This window comes from Flavobacterium sp. PLA-1-15, from assembly GCF_049060005.1.
In the GTDB taxonomy this organism is placed as follows: Bacteria; Bacteroidota; Bacteroidia; order Flavobacteriales; family Flavobacteriaceae; genus Flavobacterium.
In genome coordinates, this window is the sequence record NZ_JBMGQS010000004.1 from 141,778 (window position 1) to 163,447 (window position 21,670).

At 37.0% G+C, this 21,670-nt stretch carries 13 protein-coding genes; 10 read left to right on the forward strand and 3 right to left on the reverse strand.

What is annotated here, in order from left to right:
* Window positions 1-113: 113 nt before the first annotated feature.
* The gene (locus tag ACI6PS_RS05015) at window positions 114-755 is read left to right on the forward strand and encodes a protein-L-isoaspartate(D-aspartate) O-methyltransferase (RefSeq protein WP_421011455.1); all 642 of its coding nucleotides are present in this window, start codon (window positions 114-116) and stop codon (window positions 753-755) included.
* Here ACI6PS_RS05015 and ACI6PS_RS05020 read toward each other — a convergent pair.
* The gene (locus tag ACI6PS_RS05020) at window positions 752-1,249 is read right to left on the reverse strand and encodes a metallophosphoesterase family protein (RefSeq protein WP_421011456.1); all 498 of its coding nucleotides are present in this window, start codon (window positions 1,247-1,249) and stop codon (window positions 752-754) included. The two genes, ACI6PS_RS05015 and ACI6PS_RS05020, sit on opposite strands and share 4 nt — an antisense overlap.
* A gap of 153 nt (window positions 1,250-1,402) precedes the next feature.
* Here ACI6PS_RS05020 and ACI6PS_RS05025 point away from each other — a divergent pair, with 153 nt between their 5' ends.
* The 8 genes from ACI6PS_RS05025 (at window position 1,403) to secDF (ending at window position 15,082) form a co-directional block, all read left to right on the forward strand.
* On the forward strand, window positions 1,403-2,866 hold the full coding sequence (locus ACI6PS_RS05025) for a tetratricopeptide repeat protein (protein WP_421011457.1): 1,464 nt from the start codon (window positions 1,403-1,405) through the stop codon (window positions 2,864-2,866).
* Between the two features lie 194 nt (window positions 2,867-3,060).
* A complete protein-coding gene (gene truA / locus ACI6PS_RS05030; RefSeq protein ID WP_421011458.1) occupies window positions 3,061-3,795 on the forward strand; it encodes a tRNA pseudouridine(38-40) synthase TruA in 735 nt (244 codons plus the stop codon).
* Window positions 3,796-3,847: 52 nt separating this feature from the next.
* The gene (locus ACI6PS_RS05035; RefSeq protein WP_421011459.1) at window positions 3,848-5,608 is read left to right on the forward strand and encodes an ABC transporter ATP-binding protein; all 1,761 of its coding nucleotides are present in this window, start codon (window positions 3,848-3,850) and stop codon (window positions 5,606-5,608) included.
* Between the two features lie 768 nt (window positions 5,609-6,376).
* A complete protein-coding gene (gene lpdA / locus ACI6PS_RS05040) occupies window positions 6,377-7,765 on the forward strand; it encodes a dihydrolipoyl dehydrogenase (protein WP_421011460.1) in 1,389 nt (462 codons plus the stop codon).
* A gap of 210 nt (window positions 7,766-7,975) precedes the next feature.
* Complete coding sequence (gene gyrB / locus ACI6PS_RS05045) at window positions 7,976-9,916, forward strand: DNA topoisomerase (ATP-hydrolyzing) subunit B (protein WP_421011461.1); 1,941 nt, start codon at window positions 7,976-7,978, stop codon at window positions 9,914-9,916.
* On the forward strand, window positions 9,909-10,916 hold the full coding sequence (locus ACI6PS_RS05050; protein ID WP_421011462.1) for a DUF6588 family protein: 1,008 nt from the start codon (window positions 9,909-9,911) through the stop codon (window positions 10,914-10,916). Before gyrB ends, ACI6PS_RS05050 begins: the two co-directional genes overlap by 8 nt.
* 25 nt (window positions 10,917-10,941) lie before the next feature.
* Window positions 10,942-11,877 (forward strand): malate dehydrogenase, encoded by a 936-nt coding sequence (mdh, locus tag ACI6PS_RS05055; protein ID WP_421011463.1) that lies wholly within the window; start codon window positions 10,942-10,944, stop codon window positions 11,875-11,877.
* A 223-nt stretch (window positions 11,878-12,100) separates the two neighbouring features.
* Complete coding sequence (secDF, locus tag ACI6PS_RS05060; protein ID WP_421011464.1) at window positions 12,101-15,082, forward strand: protein translocase subunit SecDF; 2,982 nt, start codon at window positions 12,101-12,103, stop codon at window positions 15,080-15,082.
* Between the two features lie 356 nt (window positions 15,083-15,438).
* Here secDF and ACI6PS_RS05065 read toward each other — a convergent pair whose 3' ends face one another.
* Both ACI6PS_RS05065 and cphA read right to left on the reverse strand, forming a co-directional pair.
* Window positions 15,439-17,568 (reverse strand): DPP IV N-terminal domain-containing protein, encoded by a 2,130-nt coding sequence (locus tag ACI6PS_RS05065; protein ID WP_421011465.1) that lies wholly within the window; start codon window positions 17,566-17,568, stop codon window positions 15,439-15,441.
* A gap of 101 nt (window positions 17,569-17,669) precedes the next feature.
* Window positions 17,670-20,294, reverse strand: a complete 2,625-nt coding sequence (gene cphA, locus ACI6PS_RS05070; RefSeq protein ID WP_421011466.1) for a cyanophycin synthetase — start codon at window positions 20,292-20,294, stop codon at window positions 17,670-17,672.
* A gap of 474 nt (window positions 20,295-20,768) precedes the next feature.
* Here cphA and ACI6PS_RS05075 point away from each other — a divergent pair, with 474 nt between their 5' ends.
* On the forward strand, window positions 20,769-21,665 hold the full coding sequence (locus ACI6PS_RS05075) for a cyanophycinase (protein ID WP_421011467.1): 897 nt from the start codon (window positions 20,769-20,771) through the stop codon (window positions 21,663-21,665).
* Window positions 21,666-21,670 lie beyond the last annotated feature (5 nt).

Below are 21,670 nucleotides of genomic sequence, written 5' to 3' on the forward strand. Positions count from 1 at the left end.
AGTCAAAAGTAGAATATCAAATATATTAGAAGTATTGTTGAAACTTTCGACTTTCGGCCTTAGACTTTTGACCTAACTTTTCCTATTTTTACCAAAATTTATTACTCCAAATTTTGAAAGATACCGCCAAACATCAAGGACTTCGCAATCAACTGGTAACCGTTTTAGAACAGAAGGGAATTACCGATAAAAATGTATTGGAAGCGATAAAAAAAATTCCGAGACACTTGTTTTTGAATTCCAGTTTTGAGGATTATGCCTATCAGGATAAGGCTTTTCCAATTGGTGCGGGCCAAACTATTTCGCAACCTTACACAGTTGCTTTCCAGTCACAGTTGTTAGAAGTTCAAAAAGACCATAAAGTTCTAGAAATCGGAACAGGATCTGGCTATCAGACGGCTGTTTTGTGCATGATGGGGGCTAAAGTGTATAGCGTAGAAAGACAAAATGAATTGTTTAAAACGACTTCTTTATTGCTACCGAAATTAGGAATCAGACCCAAACATTTGTCTTTTGGAGATGGCTATAAAGGTCTTGAAAATTATGCTCCTTTTGATAGTATAATTGTAACGGCGGGAGCACCAATTATTCCAAAGCCTTTGATGGCACAGCTAAAAGTTGGGGGAAGGCTGGTAATTCCTTTAGGAGAAGAACACCAGATTATGACGATGCTCATTCGCAAGAATGAAACACAATTTGAAAAGCATGAATTTGGAGAATTTCGATTTGTGCCTTTGTTGGAAAATAAAAACTAAACCCTTTTTTCGACTTCTATAATTTCCAAATCCTTGATGGCATCACCATCAATAACAAAACGAAGCATAGTTCGAACGTTGTGAAAACCACTTTTTCCAACTGCTCCCGGATTCATGTGCAAGAGATTTAATTTCTTGTCGAACATTACTTTTAGAATATGCGAATGCCCACAAATAAATAGTTTTGGGGGATTTGAAGTGATTTCGCTTCGAATCGCTTGATTGTACTTTCCTGGGTAGCCTCCAATATGTGTAATCCAAACATCAACACCCTCGCACATAAAACGATTGTTCAATGGAAATTCCATTCGAGCCTTATCATCGTCGATGTTGCCATAAACAGCACGAAGCGGTTTTAGTTGTTTGATGGTGTCTGTAACAATTAAATCGCCAATATCGCCAGCATGCCAAACTTCATCCGCTAGGTCGACGTATTTTAGAATAGTATCATCAATGTGGCTGTGGGTATCAGAAAGAAGGAGTATTTTCTTCAATTTTTTTTGTTTTTTAAGTACTTGAAAATTAGTAGATTTTTAGAATCATGAAAAATTAAAGTTCAAATATTTTATTTGTGGTTCAATTATTGCAAAAATTATGTTAACTTTAAGATTCAAATATATTTTAATGATCCCCCCTAAATAAATTATATGAGAAAAACCATTATGTGCCTTTTTTTTATATTCCATTTTAGTAGTTCATATTCTCAAAATTATACAGCTCAGGAAATTGACAGCATTTTAACTAATGAGAATGTAAAGCTAAATACAAATGCCAAATATAATGAAGCTATTTTATTCAATGAAGAAATGATCAAAGAGTCCGAGAAAATAGGATATTCAAAAGGAATTGCCAAAGGTAATTATTATCTCGGAAGTCTCTTCTCTACACTTGGATCATACAAGGAAAGTTTTAGGTATTTGGATCTAGCAAAAAAAATGGCTAGAGAACAGTCTGATGATTATTTAGAAGCATCAATACTTTTGGAATATGCCAAAAATTATCAGGAATTGGGCTTGTATAAAGAAGCAGTCAAATTATCGAAAAAAACAGAAAATATAGGGCATTCTATAAAGAAGCAATATGATAGAGAGACCATTTTATTGTACAGCTACAGTGCTTTAATGTCTAATTATTACGCACAAAATAAGGCTGATTCGGCCTATTATTATTTGCTCAAATCATATAAAACCGAAATGTCGGCCTATAATCTATCGGCTTTGGCCTATCATCATCTGAATTATACAAAAAACAGTGATTCTACAGAATATTATTTGAATGCGACGCAAAAAGTTTTAAATCATCAATCAGATTTAATTTTTGAAAAAGCAATCCTCGAAAACCTTTGGGGCGATTTCTATCTAACTGAAAAAAAATACAAAGAAGCCCTGGATCATTATTTAGCATCTATACCCTTTGCGGTAAAGTCTCAAGCCACAACAGAAATAGCCAATTCCTATAAAGGTATTTCAAGCGCCTATGAGCGACTTGGTAAGAGTAATGAGTCAAAAGAGTTTTTAGTAAAATACTATAACTATAAAGATAGTTTGGCCAACAATAAAAAACACATAATTGATGCATCCCTGCAAATGGTGATAGAAGAAAGAGACGAAGCGATAAAAACGTCAAGACGACACATGATCATAGGCATATCCATCATTTTTGTAATTGTATGTGGTGTGGTATATGTGTTAGTGAAAAAGCAAATCAGGCAAAAACAAGATTTCGATGAAAAATTGATGAATGAGCATAGGCGATTAAAAAATACTGAGACAGAAACCAATGAACTCAAACAGCTTGTAAATCCCGCATTTAATGAAGTAGTGCAGTTGGCAAAAAGTAATAGCCCAGAGTTTCCAATACGGTTTAAACAAGTTTATCCAGAATTTTGTAAAAGATTACTCGAGATAAACCCCGATCTTCAAACGTCCGATTTAAGATTCTGTGCCTTGATCAGCTTGAATTTCTCTACCAAAGATATAGCGGAATATACATTCGTGTCACCTCGATCGGTACAGTCAAAAAAGTACAGACTAAGAAAAAAATTAAAACTCGATTCAGAGGCAGATATTTACCTATTTATGAGTAATTTGATGACGGGAATAATGAGTTGAGCCTAGCTAAGCTCAAATCAAATAACGAATGCTAAATCTTTCCTAATTCGATTTCTTTTGTTATAGTTGCAAATAAAAAATGCATATTAATAAAGTATCTTTGCATTTGAAAAATCCAGAAGCCAGAAAAGAGTGGAAGTCAAAAATTTTCATCAGTACATCCATTTTCTAGCTTGCTCTTCTAACTTTTAAGAATGCGCTACTTCATCAAATTTTCATACAAAGGAACAAATTACCACGGTTGGCAATATCAGCCCAATGCAGTTTCTGTACAGGAAACCTTGACAAAAGCACTCTGCGTAGTTCTTAATTCCGAACTCGAAATCATGGGTGCCGGACGAACAGATACAGGCGTTCACGCCAGAGAAATGTTCGCGCATTTTGACTTTGAAAAGGAAATAGAAGCCCAAACACTAATCCATAAACTCAATTCTTTTTTACCAAAAGACATTGCCGTTTCAGATATAATTCCAGTTCATGAAGATGCCCATGCTCGTTTCGATGCAACCAAACGGACATACGAATACCACATCAATACCGCCAAAAATGTTTTCTTGGAAGAATTAAGCTGGTACTATCACCAAAGGTTGGATGTAAATCTAATGAACGAAGCAGCAAAGATTTTATTGAACCACATCGATTTTCAGTGTTTCTCAAAAGTCCATACCGACGTCAATACCTTCAATTGCAAAATCACCGAAGCCTATTGGAAGGAAGTAAACAATCAACTGATCTTTACTATTTCAGCCGATAGATTCCTGCGCAACATGGTCAGAGCAATCGTAGGGACGTTAGTATATGTTGGCTTGGGCAAAATCACACTTGAAGATTTCAACACAATCATAGAAAGTAAAGACCGAGGCAAGGCAGGTTTTTCAGTTCCTGCACACGGTTTATATTTAACCGAAGTAAAATACGATTATATATAGAGTTGAGTTTTGGAGAAATCTAAAATCTAAACTCTAAATTCTAAAATAACAAATGAAAGCAAAAGCATTCGATACAAAAGTATTCAAGAGGATAATGGTCTATACCAAGCCCTACAAATGGCGCTTCAACGGTGTCATCATTTGGGCAATAACCCTCTCAATATTTGCCGCACTACGTCCTTATTTGCTAAAGCAAACGGTCGATGGATACATCCAAACCGAAGACGAAAAAGGCCTCCTTTATTATATAATCCTCATGGGGATAGTGCTTCTTTTGGAGGTCATTTCACAATTTTATTTCGTCTATTGGGCCAATTGGCTCGGTCAGGACATTGTGCGCGACATCCGAACAAAACTCTTCAAGCACATGCTGAGTTTCCGTATGAAATACTTTGATAATGCACCTGTGGGGCAATTGGTCACGCGTTCGGTATCAGATATCGAAGCAATCGCAAGAATCTTCAGCCAAGGACTATTCATGATCATCAGCGATTTGATGAAGATGCTCGTTGTCTTGATTTTTATGTTTTATATGAACTGGAGCCTCACCTGGATTGTAATCGTAGCCATGCCAATTTTAGTCATCGCCACAAGAGTGTTCCAAAAGAAAATGCAGGTCGCTTTCGAGGAAGTCCGAACACAAATTTCCAATCTAAACACTTTCGTGCAAGAACGTGTTACGGGTATGAAAATCGTCCAGCTTTTCAACCGTGAAGACATCGAAGCCGAAAAATTCAGCGAAATCAACGCAAAACACAACAAGGCCTGGATCAAGACCGTTTGGTACAACTCCATTTTCTTTCCAATTGCCGATATCATTTCCTCATTTACATTGGCTACGGTCGTTTGGTACGGCGGAACGCAGATTCTCGGAGGCAATACCACCACTACTTTCGGGGATTTGTTTTCCTATACCATGTTCATAGGGATGCTCTTCAATCCGCTGCGTCAAATTGCCGATAAGTTCAACGAGATGCAAATGGGGATGATCGCCGCCAACCGTGTTTTTGATATCCTCGATACACAGGATCAAATCCAAGACAAAGGAAGTTTGGTCGCGCCAAATTTTAAAGGAGAAATCGAATTCAAGGACGTTCATTTTGGGTATATCGAAAATGAAGAGGTCATTAAGGGAATTAATCTAAAAGTAAAAGAAAGCGAAACAATCGCAATCGTCGGAGCCACGGGAGCCGGAAAATCTACAATTATTAATCTTTTGAATCGTTTCTACGAAATCAACAAAGGCGTCATTTGCATCGATGGCGAAAACATCAACAGCTACACATTGGAATCTTTAAGAGAACAGATAGCCGTGGTTTTGCAGGACGTTTTCCTTTTTGCCGATACCATCTACAACAACATCACCCTAAACAACCCAAAAATTTCGCGAGAGGATGTCATCACAGCTTCCAAAAAAATAGGCGTCCACAATTTTATAATGAGTTTGCCAAATGGTTATGATTATAATGTAAAGGAACGCGGCGTGATGCTTTCTTCCGGTCAACGCCAATTGATTGCTTTTTTACGGGCTTATGTCAGCAATCCGAGCATCCTCATTCTGGATGAAGCCACTTCGTCAATCGATACCTATTCAGAAGAATTGATCCAAAGAGCAACCGAAACCATCACAAAAGGAAGGACTTCTATTGTAATCGCCCACCGATTGGCCACAATCGTAAACGCCGACAAGATTATCGTCATGGACAAAGGCCTGATTGTAGAACAAGGAAGTCATTTCGAGCTCTTGCAAAACGATAATGGTTTCTACAAGCGTCTATACGATTCACAATTTGCAGTAGAAAAGGCAGAATAAGTCAAGCTAACTAAAATTAAAAATGCCTTTACTGAAACTGAAACATCGTTACTGGAACAAAATCCCGAATAGTAGAACTCAAATGCCGTTACAGGAACTAAAATCCTGAATAGTAGAACTAAAATATCGTTACTGGAACTAAAATCCTGAATAGTAGAACTAAAATATCGTTACTGGAACTAAAATCCCGAATAGTAGAACTAAAATATCGTTACTGGAACTAAAATCCCGAATAGTAGAACTAAAATGTCGTTACTGGAACTAAAATCCCGAATAGTAGAACTAAAATATCGTTACTGGAACTAAAATCCTGAATAGTAGAACTAAAATATCGTTACTGAAACTAAAATCCCGAATAGTAGAACTAAAATGTCGTTACTGGAACTAAAATCCCGAATAGTAGAACTCAAATGCCATTACTGGAACTAAAATCCCGAATAGTAGAACTAAAATATCGTTACTGGAACTAAAATCCCGAATAGTAGAACTCAAATGTCGTTACTGGAACTCAAATGCCGTTACTGGAACTAAAATTCCGTTACCAGAACTAAAATTCTAAACAGAAGAACTCCAATGAGGTTATTCCTGCCAAAAGCCAAAAATGAGGTTTCATAACCCATTTAGTGCTAAAAAAAATAAACAACATTCAAGTTTTCTTAAAAGAGAATAAATGCTTATTTTCGCAACTGAAAATTCATTTAGAAATTATTAGAATAAAATGAGCTTCGGCAAATTTTATTTTTACAAAAATCAAATAAAATACAAAAAATGAAATACGATATTATTGTTTTAGGAAGTGGTCCTGGTGGATATGTAACCGCAATCCGTGCATCACAATTAGGATTTAAAACGGCCATCATCGAAAAAGAAAACCTTGGCGGAATTTGTCTAAACTGGGGATGTATCCCAACAAAAGCCTTGCTAAAATCAGCTCAGGTTTTTGATTACCTAAAACATGCTTCTGATTATGGTTTGACGGTTTCAGAATTTGATAAAGATTTTAGCGCTGTAATCCAACGTTCCAGAGGTGTTGCTGATGGAATGAGCAAAGGAATTCAGTTCTTGATGAAGAAAAATAAAATCGACGTTCTAGAAGGTGCCGGAAAAGTAAAAGCCGGAAAGAAAGTTGATGTTACCGATAAAGACGGAAAAACAACAGAGTATTCTGCCGATCATATCATCATCGCTACAGGAGCTCGCTCTCGCGAATTGCCAAACTTGCCACAAGATGGTAAAAAAGTAATCGGTTACCGTCAAGCAATGACCTTGCCTGAGCAACCAAAATCCATGATTGTAGTAGGCTCTGGAGCTATCGGAGTAGAGTTTGCTCACTTCTATAACTCAATGGGAACCGATGTAACAATCGTAGAATTCATGCCAAACATTGTTCCAGTTGAAGACGAAGACATCTCTAAACAAATGGAGCGTTCTATGAAGAAAGCAGGTGTAAAAATCATGACCAGCGCTTCAGTAGAAAAAGTAGATACTTCTGGAAATGGAGTAAAAGCAACAGTAAAAACAGCAAAAGGAGAAGAAATCCTAGAAGCGGATATCTTGCTTTCTGCTGTTGGAATCAAATCAAACATCGAAAACATAGGTCTAGAGGAAGTTGGTATTGCTACCGATAGAGATAAGATTTTAGTAAACGCGTTCTACCAAACAAACGTTCCGGGATATTATGCCATTGGAGATGTAGTTCCAGGTCCAGCTTTGGCTCACGTAGCTTCTGCAGAAGGAATCACTTGCGTAGAAAAAATCGCTGGCCTTCACGTAGATGCTATTGATTATGGAAACATTCCTGGATGTACATACGCAACTCCAGAAATCGCTTCTGTAGGTTTGACTGAAAAAGCGGCTAAGGAAAAAGGATACGAATTGAAAATTGGTAAATTCCCATTCTCAGCTTCAGGAAAAGCAAGTGCTGCCGGAACTAAAGACGGTTTCGTAAAAGTAATCTTCGATGCCAAATACGGCGAATGGTTAGGTTGCCACATGATTGGTGCTGGAGTTACAGATATGATTGCTGAAGCGGTTGTAGCCCGTAAATTAGAAACTACAGGACACGAAATCATCAAATCTATCCACCCGCATCCAACAATGAGCGAAGCCATCATGGAAGCTGCCGCTGATGCTTATGGAGAAGTGATTCACTTGTAAGAAATTCAAATTTTTTAGATATTATTAAATCCGCTGAAAGGCGGATTTTTTTTGTTTCATTTAAGAATGAAAATCATAATTTAAAACCGAAGTTTTTAAGATGAAAATGTTAATAACTTACGGACTAAAGCAGGCATTTATAAGCGATTATCACTTGCGTTTTCTTATATTTGTTCGTTAAACAAAAAATCATTCAGAATAATATATAATATGAGCGAAGAAGTTAATAAACACAATTATTCAGCAGATAGTATTCAGGCATTAGAGGGGATGGAGCACGTAAGAATGCGTCCGTCGATGTATATTGGAGATGTAGGTGTTAGAGGTCTTCATCACTTGGTTTACGAAGTGGTAGACAACTCTATCGATGAGGCAATGGGAGGTCATTGCGACACAATTGGCGTTTGGATTAATGAAGACGGATCTGTGACGGTTGAAGACAACGGTCGTGGTATTCCAGTCGATATGCATAAAAAAGAAGGCGTTTCTGCACTTGAGGTTGTAATGACCAAGATTGGAGCAGGAGGTAAGTTTGATAAAGATTCATACAAAGTTTCTGGAGGTTTGCACGGTGTGGGTGTTTCAGTTGTAAATGCCTTGTCAAACCACATGAAATCTACCGTTTTCCGTGAAGGAAAAATTTACGAGCAGGAATACGAGAGAGGAAAAGCAATGTATCCTGTAAAACAAGTTGGTGAAACTGAAAAAAGAGGAACCAGACAAACGTTTTATCCAGATGATACAATCTTTACGCAAACAACAGAGTTTTCATATGATACTTTGTCGGCCCGTATGCGCGAGCTTTCCTATTTGAACAAAGGAATCACCATTACTTTTACAGATAAGAGAGAAGTTGATAAAGATGGAAATTTCCTATCTGAAGTTTTCCATTCTGATGAAGGTTTAAAGGAATACATCCGCTACTTGGATGGAAACCGTGAGCCAATCATCGCGCATGTTATTTCAATGGATAATGATAAAGGAGAAATTCCTGTTGAGGTTGCCTTGATTTACAATACAAGTTATACAGAGAATATTTTTTCATATGTAAACAATATCAACACACACGAAGGAGGAACGCATTTGCAAGGTTTTAGAAGTGGTCTTACAAGAACACTTAAAAAATATGCCGATGCTTCTGGAATGTTGGATAAGTTGAAATTTGAAATTGCTGGAGATGATTTCCGTGAAGGATTGACAGCAATTATTTCAGTTAAGGTTGCTGAGCCTCAATTTGAAGGTCAAACCAAAACCAAATTAGGAAACAGAGAGGTTGTTTCGCCAGTTAGCCAGGCAGTAGCCGAAATGCTGGAGAATTATTTGGAAGAAAATCCAAATGATGCCCGTATCATCATACAAAAAGTAATCCTTGCGGCTCAAGCACGTCATGCTGCTAAAAAAGCACGTGAAATGGTGCAGCGTAAAACCGTAATGGGTGGAGGCGGATTGCCAGGAAAACTTTCTGATTGTTCAGAGCAGGATCCGGCAAAATGTGAGGTGTATCTTGTCGAGGGAGATTCGGCTGGTGGAACTGCAAAGCAAGGACGTGATAGAAATTTTCAAGCAATTTTGCCGTTAAGAGGTAAGATTTTGAATGTTGAAAAGGCGATGCACCACAAGGTTTTTGAAAACGAAGAGATTCGAAATATTTTTACGGCTTTAGGTGTAACAATTGGTACCGCTGAAGATAGTAAAGCCTTGAATCTTGAAAAATTAAGATACCACAAGGTGATCATCATGTGTGATGCCGACGTCGATGGTAGTCACATTGCTACCTTGATTCTTACTTTCTTTTTCCGTTTTATGCGTGAATTAATCGAAGATGGACACGTTTATATTGCTGCTCCGCCATTATATTTGGTGAAAAAAGGAAACAAAAAAGAATACGCTTGGAATGATATTCAACGTGATCAGGCAAATGAGAGAATGGGTGGAAGTGCCGCAATCCAGCGTTATAAAGGTCTTGGAGAGATGAATGCAGAGCAATTGTGGGAAACTACAATGGATCCAAATTTCAGAACACTACGTCAAGTGACCATTGACAGTCTTGCTGAAGCCGATAGAATCTTCTCTATGTTGATGGGTGATGAGGTGCCGCCAAGAAGAGAGTTTATTGAGAAGAATGCTGTTTACGCTAATATTGATGCGTAAATCGGTCTTAAAAGGAATCGTGCTTTTCGTTTTTTGCGTTACCAATGCAAAAGCACAATCTATACCAGTTGAAGAAATTTCTTCTCTAATAAAAGATGCGATTTTTTTTACTGACAAATATGTTACACCCGCCACGGATGCCGCGGTTTACCAAGCGGCATCAGGATGGGTGAATACTCCTAAAAAAGCCAAACTTTGGGATTTTACCCTTGGTTTGCACGGAAATATTTTCTTCGTTCCGCAATCTGATAGAAGTTTTAGGCTTTCCAATAATGATCTATCTTTTTTTAAAATAAATAAAGAAGGTGTTGAAAGTGCCTTAACACCTTCAACTTTAGGAAGCGATGAGTATGTAGAATTAATTGGAGAACTCAACGGAAGCCAAGTCTCCTTAAGAACACCTGAAGGAATTGATCGGGAAGTCGTTTTTTATCCCTACTTACAAGGTTCTCTAGGTTTGTTGTATGGAACGGAATTTATTGGTAAATTTTCACCAATGATCAAGTTGAAAAATGTGGATTATCAGGTTTATGGTTTGGGTTTAAAGCATAACTTGAGTCAATATTTTTCAAGTCTTGAAAAAAGAAAACTACATCTTTCAGTATTACTAGCTTATTCTAAAGAAGATCTCACAGTAAATTTTTTAGATGTACAAACATCTTATGGTAATCTTGGTCTAAATGCTTTAAACAGTTTAATCGATACCTGGCAATTTCAAGTAAACGCATCAAAAGAGTTTAATAAATTCGAACTTTCCGCAGGCTTTATAATGAATACAAGTGATTTTGAATACAAAGTAAATGGACCAAAAGGAGAAATCGAAAAGATCACTCCTCTGCAGGATGTTCTAAATGGACAATTGAAATCGATTGCTAGAACAAAATTCAATGCAATTGGAGAAGTTTCTGGCAGGTATCAATTTAACCATTTTTATATACAACAAACGCTTGCTTTTGGTAAATTTGTAAACTCAAATACCGCATTACAATACGAATTCTAATTATTAAATATAAAAACAACATAATATGAAAGTTACAATAGTTGGTGCTGGAAACGTTGGAGCATCGTGTGCAGACATCATTTCTTACAGAGGAATCGCAAGTGAAGTAGTTTTATTGGATATCAAAGAAGGTTTTGCCGAAGGTAAAGCTATGGATATCATGCAATGTGCTACTAATACTGGATTTAATACGCAACTTACGGGAGTTACTAATGATTATACTAAAACGGCTAACAGTGATGTAGTGGTGATTACTTCTGGAATTCCTAGAAAACCAGGAATGACACGTGAGGAATTAATCGGAATCAATGCCGGAATTGTAAAATCGGTTGTAGATAATGTTTTGGCTCACTCACCAAATACAATTGTTGTGGTAGTTTCAAACCCAATGGATACAATGACCTATTTGGCTTTGAAATCTACAGGATTGCCAAAAAATAGAATTATTGGAATGGGTGGCGCTTTAGATAGCTCACGTTTCAGATATTATTTGTCTAAAGCTTTGAACAAGCCTGCAAATGATGTTTCTGCAATGGTAATTGGAGGTCACGGAGATACGACTATGATTCCTTTGACAAGATTGGCTTCTTATAATGGAATCCCAGTTTCGGAATTCTTAACTCAAGAGCAATTGGATAAAGTTGCTGCAGATACTATGGTTGGTGGTGCTACATTAACAGGATTGTTAGGTACTTCAGCTTGGTATGCACCAGGAGCATCTGTTGCTTACTTGGTAGATAGTATCTTGAACAATCAACGAAAAATGATTGCTTGTTCTGTTTTCTTAGAAGGTGAATACGGTCAAGAAGATATCTGTATCGGGGTTCCTTGTATTATTGGTAAGAACGGTATTGAGGAAATTGTTGATATTACTTTGAATGATGCTGAGAAAGCTTTATTTGCAAAAAGTGCCGATGCAGTTCGCAACATGAATGCAGATTTGAAATCTGTTTTAGCGTAAGCTTTTACACAAAATACAAAAAAGACTGCAAACTTGCAGTCTTTTTTTTGAGATTAATCGATAAATAAATTGGTTAATCTTTTTGTAAATTATATATTTGCTCGTTTCAAAAAAAGGGAAATATTCGTAGTTGTCGTCTTTGTAGTTTAAAGGCGTTGATTTATTTATTTTTTAACAATTAAAACATTAAAACACATTCAAAATTAATTAATTATTAGTAATAATGCAGAATAGAGGACTCGTTAAATTTTTTGCAATTTTATTTGCATTGGTAAGTATTTACCAACTTACTTTCACATTTGTCGCAAGTAGCGTTGAAAGCAAAGCAAAAGCTTTTGCAAAAGGTAATTCAGAGCAAGAGTTAAAATACCTTGACTCAATTGGTAAGGAAAAGGTTTTTATGTCTTTTACATATAATGATGTAAAGGATAAAAAAATCAACAAAGGTTTGGACTTAGAAGGAGGAATAAATGTTGTTCTTCAAATATCTGTGAAAGATGTTTTGAAAGGATTGGCAAACAATTCTAAAGATCCAGTTTTCAACCAAGCTTTAGATAATGCTACCAAAAACCTTCAAGGAAATCAAACTTATATTGATGCCTTTTTTATTGCATTTAAAGAGGCTTCTGCAGGAAAAACAAAATTAGCTTCTCCTGAAATCTTTGCTAATAAAAATATGCAAGGAACAGATGGTGTCAACTTTAAAATGACAGATGCTGAAGCTGAAAAAGTAATCAGAAAAAAAGTTGATGAGTCTGTAAACAGTGCCTTCTTGGTATTGAGAAAACGTATTGATAAATTTGGAGTTACACAGCCAAACATCCAAAAATTAGGTGAAACAGGAAGAATCCTTGTTGAACTTCCAGGTGCTAAGGATGTTGACCGTATTAAAAAGTTATTATCAAGTACTGCTCAATTAGAGTTTTGGGAAACCTATAAAATTGAAGAAATTGGTGGATTCTTAGGAGCCGCTAACGAAGCATTGAAAAAAACAGAAGTTGCTGTTAAAGAAACTGCTGTTGCAAAGAAAGATTCTCTAAGCTCATTATTGACTGATGATGCAGCTGATTCTACTGCTGTAAAAGGAAACAATCCTTTGTTCGACAAAATTATCGGACAAGGCGGAGGACCAGTTTTAGCTGTTTTCTCTTCTAAAGATACTGCCGCTGTTTCTGGTTATTTGAACAGACAAGACATCAGAAACCTTTTGCAAGGTGATCAAAGATTTGCAAAATTTGTTTGGGGAAAACCAACAACTATTAAAGATGATAAAGGTAAAGAAATCGAAACTTTTGATTTATATGCTTTAAAAGGAAATAGAAACAACGTAGCTCCAATGAGCGGTGGAGTAGTTACAGAAGCTAGAGACGAGTTTGACCAAATGGGTAAACCTTGCGTTTCTATGCAAATGAATGGTGCTGGAGCAAAAACTTGGGAAGAATTAACAGGAAAAGCGTATAGCCAAAGAAGTTTTATTGCAATCGTTCTTGATGATGTAGTTTATTCTGCACCAGGTGTAACAACTGGACCAATTGCAGGTGGAAATTCTCAAATTTCTGGAGCGTTTACAGTAGCAGAAACAAAAGATTTAGCAAACGTATTGAAAGCAGGTAAATTACCAGCAGCGGCAGATATTATTCAATCAGAAGTAGTAGGACCATCTTTGGGTCAGGAAGCTATTGATGCAGGTATCAACTCATCATTATTCGGATTATTGATCGTTTCTATCTGGATGATTTTCTATTATGGTAGAGCAGGTGTTTATGCTAATATCGCTTTGGCAGTGAACCTTTTGTTCATGTTTGGTATCATGGCAAGTTTCGGATTTGTATTGACACTTCCAGGTATTGCAGGTATCGTTTTGACAATGGGTACTGCGGTTGACTCGAACATCCTTTTCTACGAAAGAGGAAAAGAAGAATTGAGAAACGGTAAAACTTTAGAAGAAGCAATTAAATCGGCATTTAGCTGGACTGGAGCAATGCGTCCAATCTTTGATGCAAACGTAACGCACATTTTGACGGGTATTGTATTGTACATTTTTGGTACAGGACCAATCCAAGGTTTTGCATTGACATTATTAATTGGTATCGTAACATCTTTGTTTACTTCAATCTTCATTACAAGAATCCTTTTGGATAGAAGTGTTGCTAAAGGAAATAAAATCCAATTCTCAACAAACATTACTAAAAACTGGTTTACAAACTTCCACTTTGATTTCTTAGGTGTGAAAAAATATACTTATGCTTTTTCAGCGGTAATCGTTATTGTAAGTATCTTCTCATTGGCTACACACGGTTTGAATCCTGGTGTTGACTTTGTAGGAGGAAGAACTTTCCAAGTACGTTTTGAAGATAAAGTGAGCCCAGAAGTTGTTAAAGAAGAATTGACAGCAATATTCGGTGAGCAAGTAGAAGCAAAAGTTTTTGGTAAGGATAATCAATTAAAGATTACAACTAAATATAAAGTTGAAGTAGCGGGTACAGAAGCAGATGCTGAAGTAAACCAACTATTGTTCAAAGGTCTTTCTAAACATTATAGCAAAGACATGAATTATGATAAATTCGTAAATTCTTATGATGGTAAAAACCTAGGAGTTGTTCAGGCTTCTAAAGTAGGACCAACAATGGCAGAGGATATGAAAACCAATTCATACTATGCAGTTCTTGGAGCTATGGCTATCGTATTTGTTTACTTGACAGTGAGTTTCCGTAAATGGCAGTACAGCTTAGGTGCAATTGCATCTGTAGCACACGACGTTATTTTCGTATTAGGATTATATTCATTGACTTGGAAATACATGCCTTTCAGTATGGAAATCGACCAGCATTTCATTGCGGCAATCCTTACCGTTATTGGATACTCGATGAACGATACCGTAATTGTATTTGACAGGGTTCGTGAGTACCTTGCAGGGAATGTAAAAGGTAGTTTCAACGACATCGTAAACAAATCGGTAAACTCTACTTTGTCTAGAACAATCAATACTTCATTGACGATGATCTTGGTATTATTGATTATGTTCATCTTCGGTGGAGACACAATGAGAGGATTTATCTTCGCAATGTTAATCGGTATGATTGTAGGTACATATTCATCTTGGTTCGTTGCAACTCCGGTATTGTGTGATACAATTCCAGATGCTGAGCACAAGCGTATTGAAAACCTGCACAACGCAGATGCTACTAAAGAAGATGTTGCTTAATTTTTAAAAGCATCCTAATAATGAAAAAGGCTGTCTCTATTTGAGGCAGCCTTTTTTTATTATTCAAAATGGAAAGATAAATATATCTTCAATCTAATTGAGATCATGTATTTGGTTTTAATCAATGAAAATATATAAGACAAGATAGGTAACAATAATACATGATCAAATTTGAATAGCCAATGATTTTAATCGATGGATCTAGTATTTAGTTTTAATCAATGAAAGCAGATAAGACAAAATAGTGCGACAATAAATACATCATCAAAATTTTAATTGCCATTGTTTAATCAATGAAACAAAAAAATCCCGATTACAAAGCTGTAATCGGGATTTTATATGATAAGTAAATCGGTTTACTTGTTATTCTCAATAATATAATCCAAAACTTTTCGCATCAAATGAACTCTGTCTTTTCCACCAACATTGTGCTTGTGCATTGGATAAGGAAAGAAATCAATCTGTTTTTCCGATTCGATGAATTTTTTGACCAAGGCAAAATTCTGTTGCATCACCACCACATCATCACTTGTTCCATGAATCAAAAGCAATTTTCCTTTTAGATTTTTTACGAAATTCAAAGTATTTGCTTCATCATAACCTTTTTGATTTTCCGCGGGAGTATCCATATAGCGTTCGCCATACATCACTTCATAATATTTCCAATCTGTCACCGGTCCACCGGCAACTCCTACTTTAAACGTATCTGGTTTTTTCAACATCAATGAAGTGGTCATAAAACCGCCATAGCTCCAACCGTGAACTGCCAAACGATTTCCATCCACATACGGAAGCGATTTCAAGTATTCAACACCTTTCATTTGGTCTTCAATTTCATGCTCGCCTAATTTTCCGTGAATTACATTTTCAAAATCCAAACCTCGGTTTTCAGAACCTCTGTTATCAACCGTAAACACTAGATAACCTTGTTCGGCCATCCAATACATCCAAAGATTGGCTCCATCCAAATATGAATTTGTAATCATTTGTGCATGTGGACCACCATATACATAAACCATCACTGGATATTTTTTCGATGGATCGAAATTACTTGGTTTGATCAATCGTGTGTACAAATCAGTCGTTCCGTCGCCCGCTTTGATTGTTTTGATTTCAGCAGTTCCCATTTGGTAATCGGCATATTTGTTTTTGCTCTCGACCAAAGGAGTAACCTTTAAATTTTTATCTAAAAGCAAAGATTTTGAAGGTGTGCTATGATTGGAGAATTCATCAAAAAACCAATTCCCATCGGTATTAACAGAGAAATTATGAACACCTTCGTCTTTGGTTAATAAAGTTTGTTTTCCTTTTAAATCAACTTTGTAAGCCAACATATTTGTTGGATTGGCTCCTGTGGCAGAAAAATAAATTTCTGTTCCAGCCGGATTTGCTCCCAAAATTCCAGTTGCTACAAATTTATTATTAGTCAATTGTTTGATTAGTTTTCCTTCGATTGAATAATAGTACAAGTTTTGAAAGCCATCTTTTTCGCTGAACCATACAAAATTATTCGATTTATTGCTTGGGAAAAAGGCAGGATGTTCCGGCTCCACCCATTTTGGATTTTTTTCGTTCAATAGTGTTCTTACGAAAGCTCCTGTATTTGCATCATATAAATGAAGCGACATATTATTTTGTCCGCGGTTAACTTCGGCAATCAAGACGAATTTTTCATCAGGTGTCCAAGATAAATTCGTCAGATAATCTTCACTGCTTCCTTTTGGAGTGATAAAAACGGTTTTGGCTGTAGCCAAATTATAGATTCCAACTTTTGGCTTCTCGCTTTTTTGTCCTGCCATCGGATATTTGATGTTCACTAACTTTCCAGGCGTTTCATTGATGTCCAACAAAGGATAATCGGCTACTTCGGTTTCATCTTTTTGATAAAAGGCTAAAAAGTTTGCATTTGGCGACCAGAAAATTCCATTATGAATTCCAAATTCGCTTCTTGCATAGGTCTGTCCCGAAACAATTCCTTCGTTAGTTTCATTTGTAACCGCTACTTTCTGATTGTTTTTTAGTATAAACAGATTGTTTTTTTCTGTAAAGGCAATATTTTGTTTCTTGCTGTCGAAGGTTTGATTCTCTGAAGTCTCAGGCAATTCAGCAATTTGCTTTCCAGTTTTTGTGGCAACGTTGTACTCGTAGAATTTACTTCCGTCGCTTAAGATAAAAGTGTTGGCGTCTTTCCACTCAATTCCAAAAAAACCTCTGAAACTGGTTGCAAGGGTTTTGTTTAAATCGGAAAGAGTTACCAATTCAGTAGCTTTTGTATCAACTGAACTCGCCGACATTAATTTCTGACCTAAATTTTCAAAGTAGATATACTTATTTGAGTTTGGAATCCATTGAAAACCCAACATTTGATCGGGTCTAAAAGCTCTGTATTGTTGCAAAACACCATCATCCAAGGTGATTTTTTTTGTTTGTCCGACAGCTGTAAACGCCAAGAAGAGACTAAAAACAGCAATAATTTTTTTATTCATATTGATTTTTGTTTGATAGAAGGCAAATGTATTAAAAAAGGATAATGTCAACAGGATTTTAACCCCCGTTAACATTATCCTTAAAGTTATTGAAATTGTGTTTAAATAGAACCTGCTTCATTTTCCTTGTCCAAATACTGCTGGACAATTTCTATTGCATTGGTTACCACATCGCTCAAAGCTGTAATATAGGTTCCTTCTTCGGCAATATTGATGGCATGTTTAATCGCATCAACCTCTTTAGAAATGATTTCATAAGTTACAGACCTGCCAGATGCTGATATCCCATCAAGGATCAAATCGTTGATTTCCTCTTCCGTCCTGCCTCTCAAATGTTTTTCCGAACGAATAATGATGTGATCAAACATTCTGCCTGCAATTTTTGCGCATTCCTTAATGTCTTCGTCACGACGGTCGCCAACTCCGGCAATGATTCCAATTTTTTTATTGGCTTCAACGGAACTCAAGAAATCTTCAACACCTAAATAGCCAGCCGGATTATGAGCAAAATCAATTAGCACTTTGAATCTTTTAAACTCAAAAATGTTCATCCTACCAGGAGTTTGCGCCACACTTGGAATAAAAGTTTGAAGTGATAGACTAATATCTTCCGTTTTAAAGCCCCATAAGTAACTCGCCAACGTTGCGGCCAAAGCATTCGCAATCATAAATTTGGCCTTTCCACCCAAAGTCAGCGGAACGTGTGTCGCTTTTTCCACTCGGATTTTCCATTCTCCTTTTTTTACTGTAATAAAACCATTTTCGTAAACAGCCACAATTTTTCCTTCCTTGGATTGTTTTTTGATGAAAGGACTTTCCTCATCCATACTGAAATAAGCTACATTGCAACTTAAATTTTCTCCTATCTTGATGCATTGCTCATCATCTCCGTTCAAAATGGCCCAACCATCTTTCTTGATACTTTTTACAACCGTGCTTTTCACTCTTGCCAAATCATCAAGTGTGTGGATATCACTCAAGCCCAAATGGTCTTCCTGAATATTCGTAATTACACCAATGTCACAACGGCTAAATCCTAATCCTGAACGAAGAATTCCACCTCGTGCTGTTTCCAGAACTGCAAATTCTACAGTAGGATCTTTCAAGATATATTCTGCAGAAATAGGTCCCGTTGTGTCGCCTTTTTCCATCATGTGATTTTGGATGTAAATTCCATCCGATGTTGTGAAGCCTACTTTGTAGCCATTATTTTTTACAATATGCGCCAAAAGTCGGGTAGTGGTGGTTTTTCCGTTTGTTCCAGTTACTGCGATAATCGGAATTCTGCTTGCTTTTCCCGGTGGATAAAGCATGTCAATGACTGGCGAAGCAACATTTCGGGGCAAACCTTCAGAAGGAGCAAGATGCATCCTAAAGCCTGGAGCGGCATTTACTTCCAAAATACAACCGCCATTTTCCTTTAAAGGTTGTGTCAGATTTTCAGCCATAATATCAACACCACAAATATCGAGGCCGATCACCCTTGAAATTCTTTCGGCTAGAAAGATGTTTTCAGGGTGCATCATATCGGTAACATCTACAGAAGTACCGCCCGTACTCAAATTGGCAGTCGATTTCAAGTAAACAATTTCTCCGTTTTTAGGAATGCTTTCAACAGTATAATCCAGTTTTTCCAATAAATCTAAGGTATCACGGTCTACATCAATCTGCGTCAGAACATTTTCATGGCCATAACCTCTTCTTGGATCTTTATTGGTTTCATCAATAAGGCTTTGAATGGTGCTTTTTCCATCTCCAACAACATGCGCAGGAACACGTTTAGCGGCAGCAACTAATTTATTATCAATGACCAAAACGCGGAAATCAAATCCTGTAATGAATTTTTCCACGATTACTCTTCGACTATAAGTTTGAGCATATCTCAATCCGGCTTTTGCATCTTCCCAATTTTTTACATTGATGGAAGCGCCTTTTCCGTGGTTTCCGTCCAGAGGTTTCAGTACAATTGGGTAGCCAATTTTTTTAATTGTTGCATCTAATCCTTCTTCATCGACACAGATGCTACCGCTAGCTACAGGAATTGAAGCCAGGTCGAGCATACGTTTTGTTTCTTCTTTATTGCAGGCGATATCAACGGCAATGTTGCTGGTTTTACAAGTAATTGTTGCTTGAAAACGCATCTGGTTTACGCCATAACCAAGCTGAACAAGTGAATTTGTTCCCAGACGAATCCACGGAATATCTCTGGCAACGGCTTCTTCTACAATACTTCCTGTACTTGGTCCGAGACGAACGCGTTCGCGAATTTCACGCATTTTTTGGATGTCGGCTTCCAAATCATATTCGGTTCCAGCAATTAAGGCTTCGGCTATGTGAACGGCTGATTCTGCGGCAAAAAGGCCTACGTTTTCTTCTGTATAACTGAAAACAACGTTGTAGATTCCGGGTGTTTTGGTTTCACGAGTTCTACCGAAACCGGTTTCCATTCCGGCCAGGGTTTGGATTTCTAAGGCAATGTGTTCGATTACGTGGCCCATCCAGGTGCCTCTTTCTACTCTTGAGAAGAATCCTCCTGGAACGCCTTCTGAACACCTGTGTTCAAACATCGTAGGGAACATTGCTTCGATGCGTTCCTTGAAACCATCTATTTTATTGGTTGGAAATTGTTCCATCTCCTCTAAATCCAACCTCATTTGGATTAATTTTTTTCTTTGGACACTCCAGATGTTGGGTCCTCGAAGGGCTTGTACTTTTAATATTTTCATTCAGATGAAGTTAATTGTTGTATTTTGTTTTAGTTAATCGGTTGATCTTTAATACGTTTTTTAGGTTTGATTTCTTGAAGTAAATCAACTTGAAAATTTATTTAGAAAATTAGTTAAAATATTTAGAATATCATTCAACTAAAATATTTTTTTTAGTACTGATATTGTAATTTAATATTTTTACTATTGAAAGCATTATGCTTTTAAACAAGTAATTCGACAACTGTTTTTACATGTAGTTTGTAATATAGCCCGGATTGTAACGGAAAGCCTCGATGGCTTGAAAGCTATTTTTTCTTGACGCAAAAGAGCGACCAAGGGAAGCTCCTTTTGTGGCTTTGAAAAAAAGCTTTTGAGCGGAGAGCTTGTAGTGGAAAGCCGGATTGGCTCCTGAAATTATTCTTAAAAAATGCGTTGAAGGCTTGTGTTTTTTAAGTTTTTGGTTATTTTTACCAATCTAACATACCAGTTAAAATGAATATAAAAGGAAAGTTAATGATTATCGGCGGTGCGGTTGATAAGGGAAGTTTTACGGAAGCCAGCTTTGATGCAAATGTGGCGAATAATTTGAATTTTTTTGAGACGGGAATTTTGAAACGTCTTATTTTAGAATCGAAGCATAAGGAAGATTCGAAGATTGAAGTGATTACGACGGCTTCGAAAATACCGAGAGAAATAGGTCCGGAATATGTGAAAGCGCTTGAGTATTTGGGTGCGAAAAACGTTGGGGTACTTCATATTGAAAAGCGTGAGCAAGCAACGGCTCCTGAGGTTTTGGAACGCTTGAAGGCGGCCGATGTGGTAATGTTTACGGGTGGCGACCAGTTGCGTTTGACTTCTATTCTTGGTGGAACTGCGTTTCACGATATTATTTTAGACAAGTATCATAATGAGGATTTTATCTATGCGGGAACTTCGGCAGGTGCTGCGGCTGCGTCGAATAATATGATTTATCAGGGAAGCAGTTCTGAGGCTTTGCTGAAAGGCGAGGTGAAAATAACGAGTGGTTTGGGATTGATTGATGGTGTGATTATCGATACGCACTTTGTGCAAAGGGGTAGAATCGGCAGGCTTTTTCAGGCGGTTGTTGGGAATCCGAAAGTGCTTGGAATTGGACTTGGAGAGGATACTGGCTTGCTGATTAAAAATAATACGCAGATGGAGGCGATTGGTTCTGGGCTTGTGATTTTGGTTGACGGTCGGGAAATTAAGGATACCAATTTGACTCAAGTCGAGTTGGGGCAACCGATTTCAATCTCGCATTTGGTGACGCATGTGATGAGTATGTACGACACTTTTGATTTGAGTACGCATAAAATGTTTATCCGATCTTCGCAATATGCGGACGAATTAGGACTTCCAACTGATTGATAGTA

Bases quoted from the DNA above. Each gene is read 5' to 3' on its own strand.
- gyrB (WP_421011461.1), top strand. From the start codon at position 7,976: ATGAGCGAAGAAGTTAATAAACACAATTATTCAGCAGATAGTATTCAG.
- lpdA (WP_421011460.1), top strand. From the start codon at position 6,377: ATGAAATACGATATTATTGTTTTAGGAAGTGGTCCTGGTGGATATGTA.
- mdh (WP_421011463.1), top strand. From the start codon at position 10,942: ATGAAAGTTACAATAGTTGGTGCTGGAAACGTTGGAGCATCGTGTGCA.
- secDF (WP_421011464.1), top strand. From the start codon at position 12,101: ATGCAGAATAGAGGACTCGTTAAATTTTTTGCAATTTTATTTGCATTG.
- ACI6PS_RS05035 (WP_421011459.1), top strand. From the start codon at position 3,848: ATGAAAGCAAAAGCATTCGATACAAAAGTATTCAAGAGGATAATGGTC.
- ACI6PS_RS05075 (WP_421011467.1), top strand. From the start codon at position 20,769: ATGAATATAAAAGGAAAGTTAATGATTATCGGCGGTGCGGTTGATAAG.
- cphA (WP_421011466.1), bottom strand. From the start codon at position 20,294: ATGAAAATATTAAAAGTACAAGCCCTTCGAGGACCCAACATCTGGAGT.
- truA (WP_421011458.1), top strand. From the start codon at position 3,061: ATGCGCTACTTCATCAAATTTTCATACAAAGGAACAAATTACCACGGT.
- ACI6PS_RS05065 (WP_421011465.1), bottom strand. From the start codon at position 17,568: ATGAATAAAAAAATTATTGCTGTTTTTAGTCTCTTCTTGGCGTTTACA.
- ACI6PS_RS05050 (WP_421011462.1), top strand. From the start codon at position 9,909: ATGCGTAAATCGGTCTTAAAAGGAATCGTGCTTTTCGTTTTTTGCGTT.
- ACI6PS_RS05025 (WP_421011457.1), top strand. From the start codon at position 1,403: ATGAGAAAAACCATTATGTGCCTTTTTTTTATATTCCATTTTAGTAGT.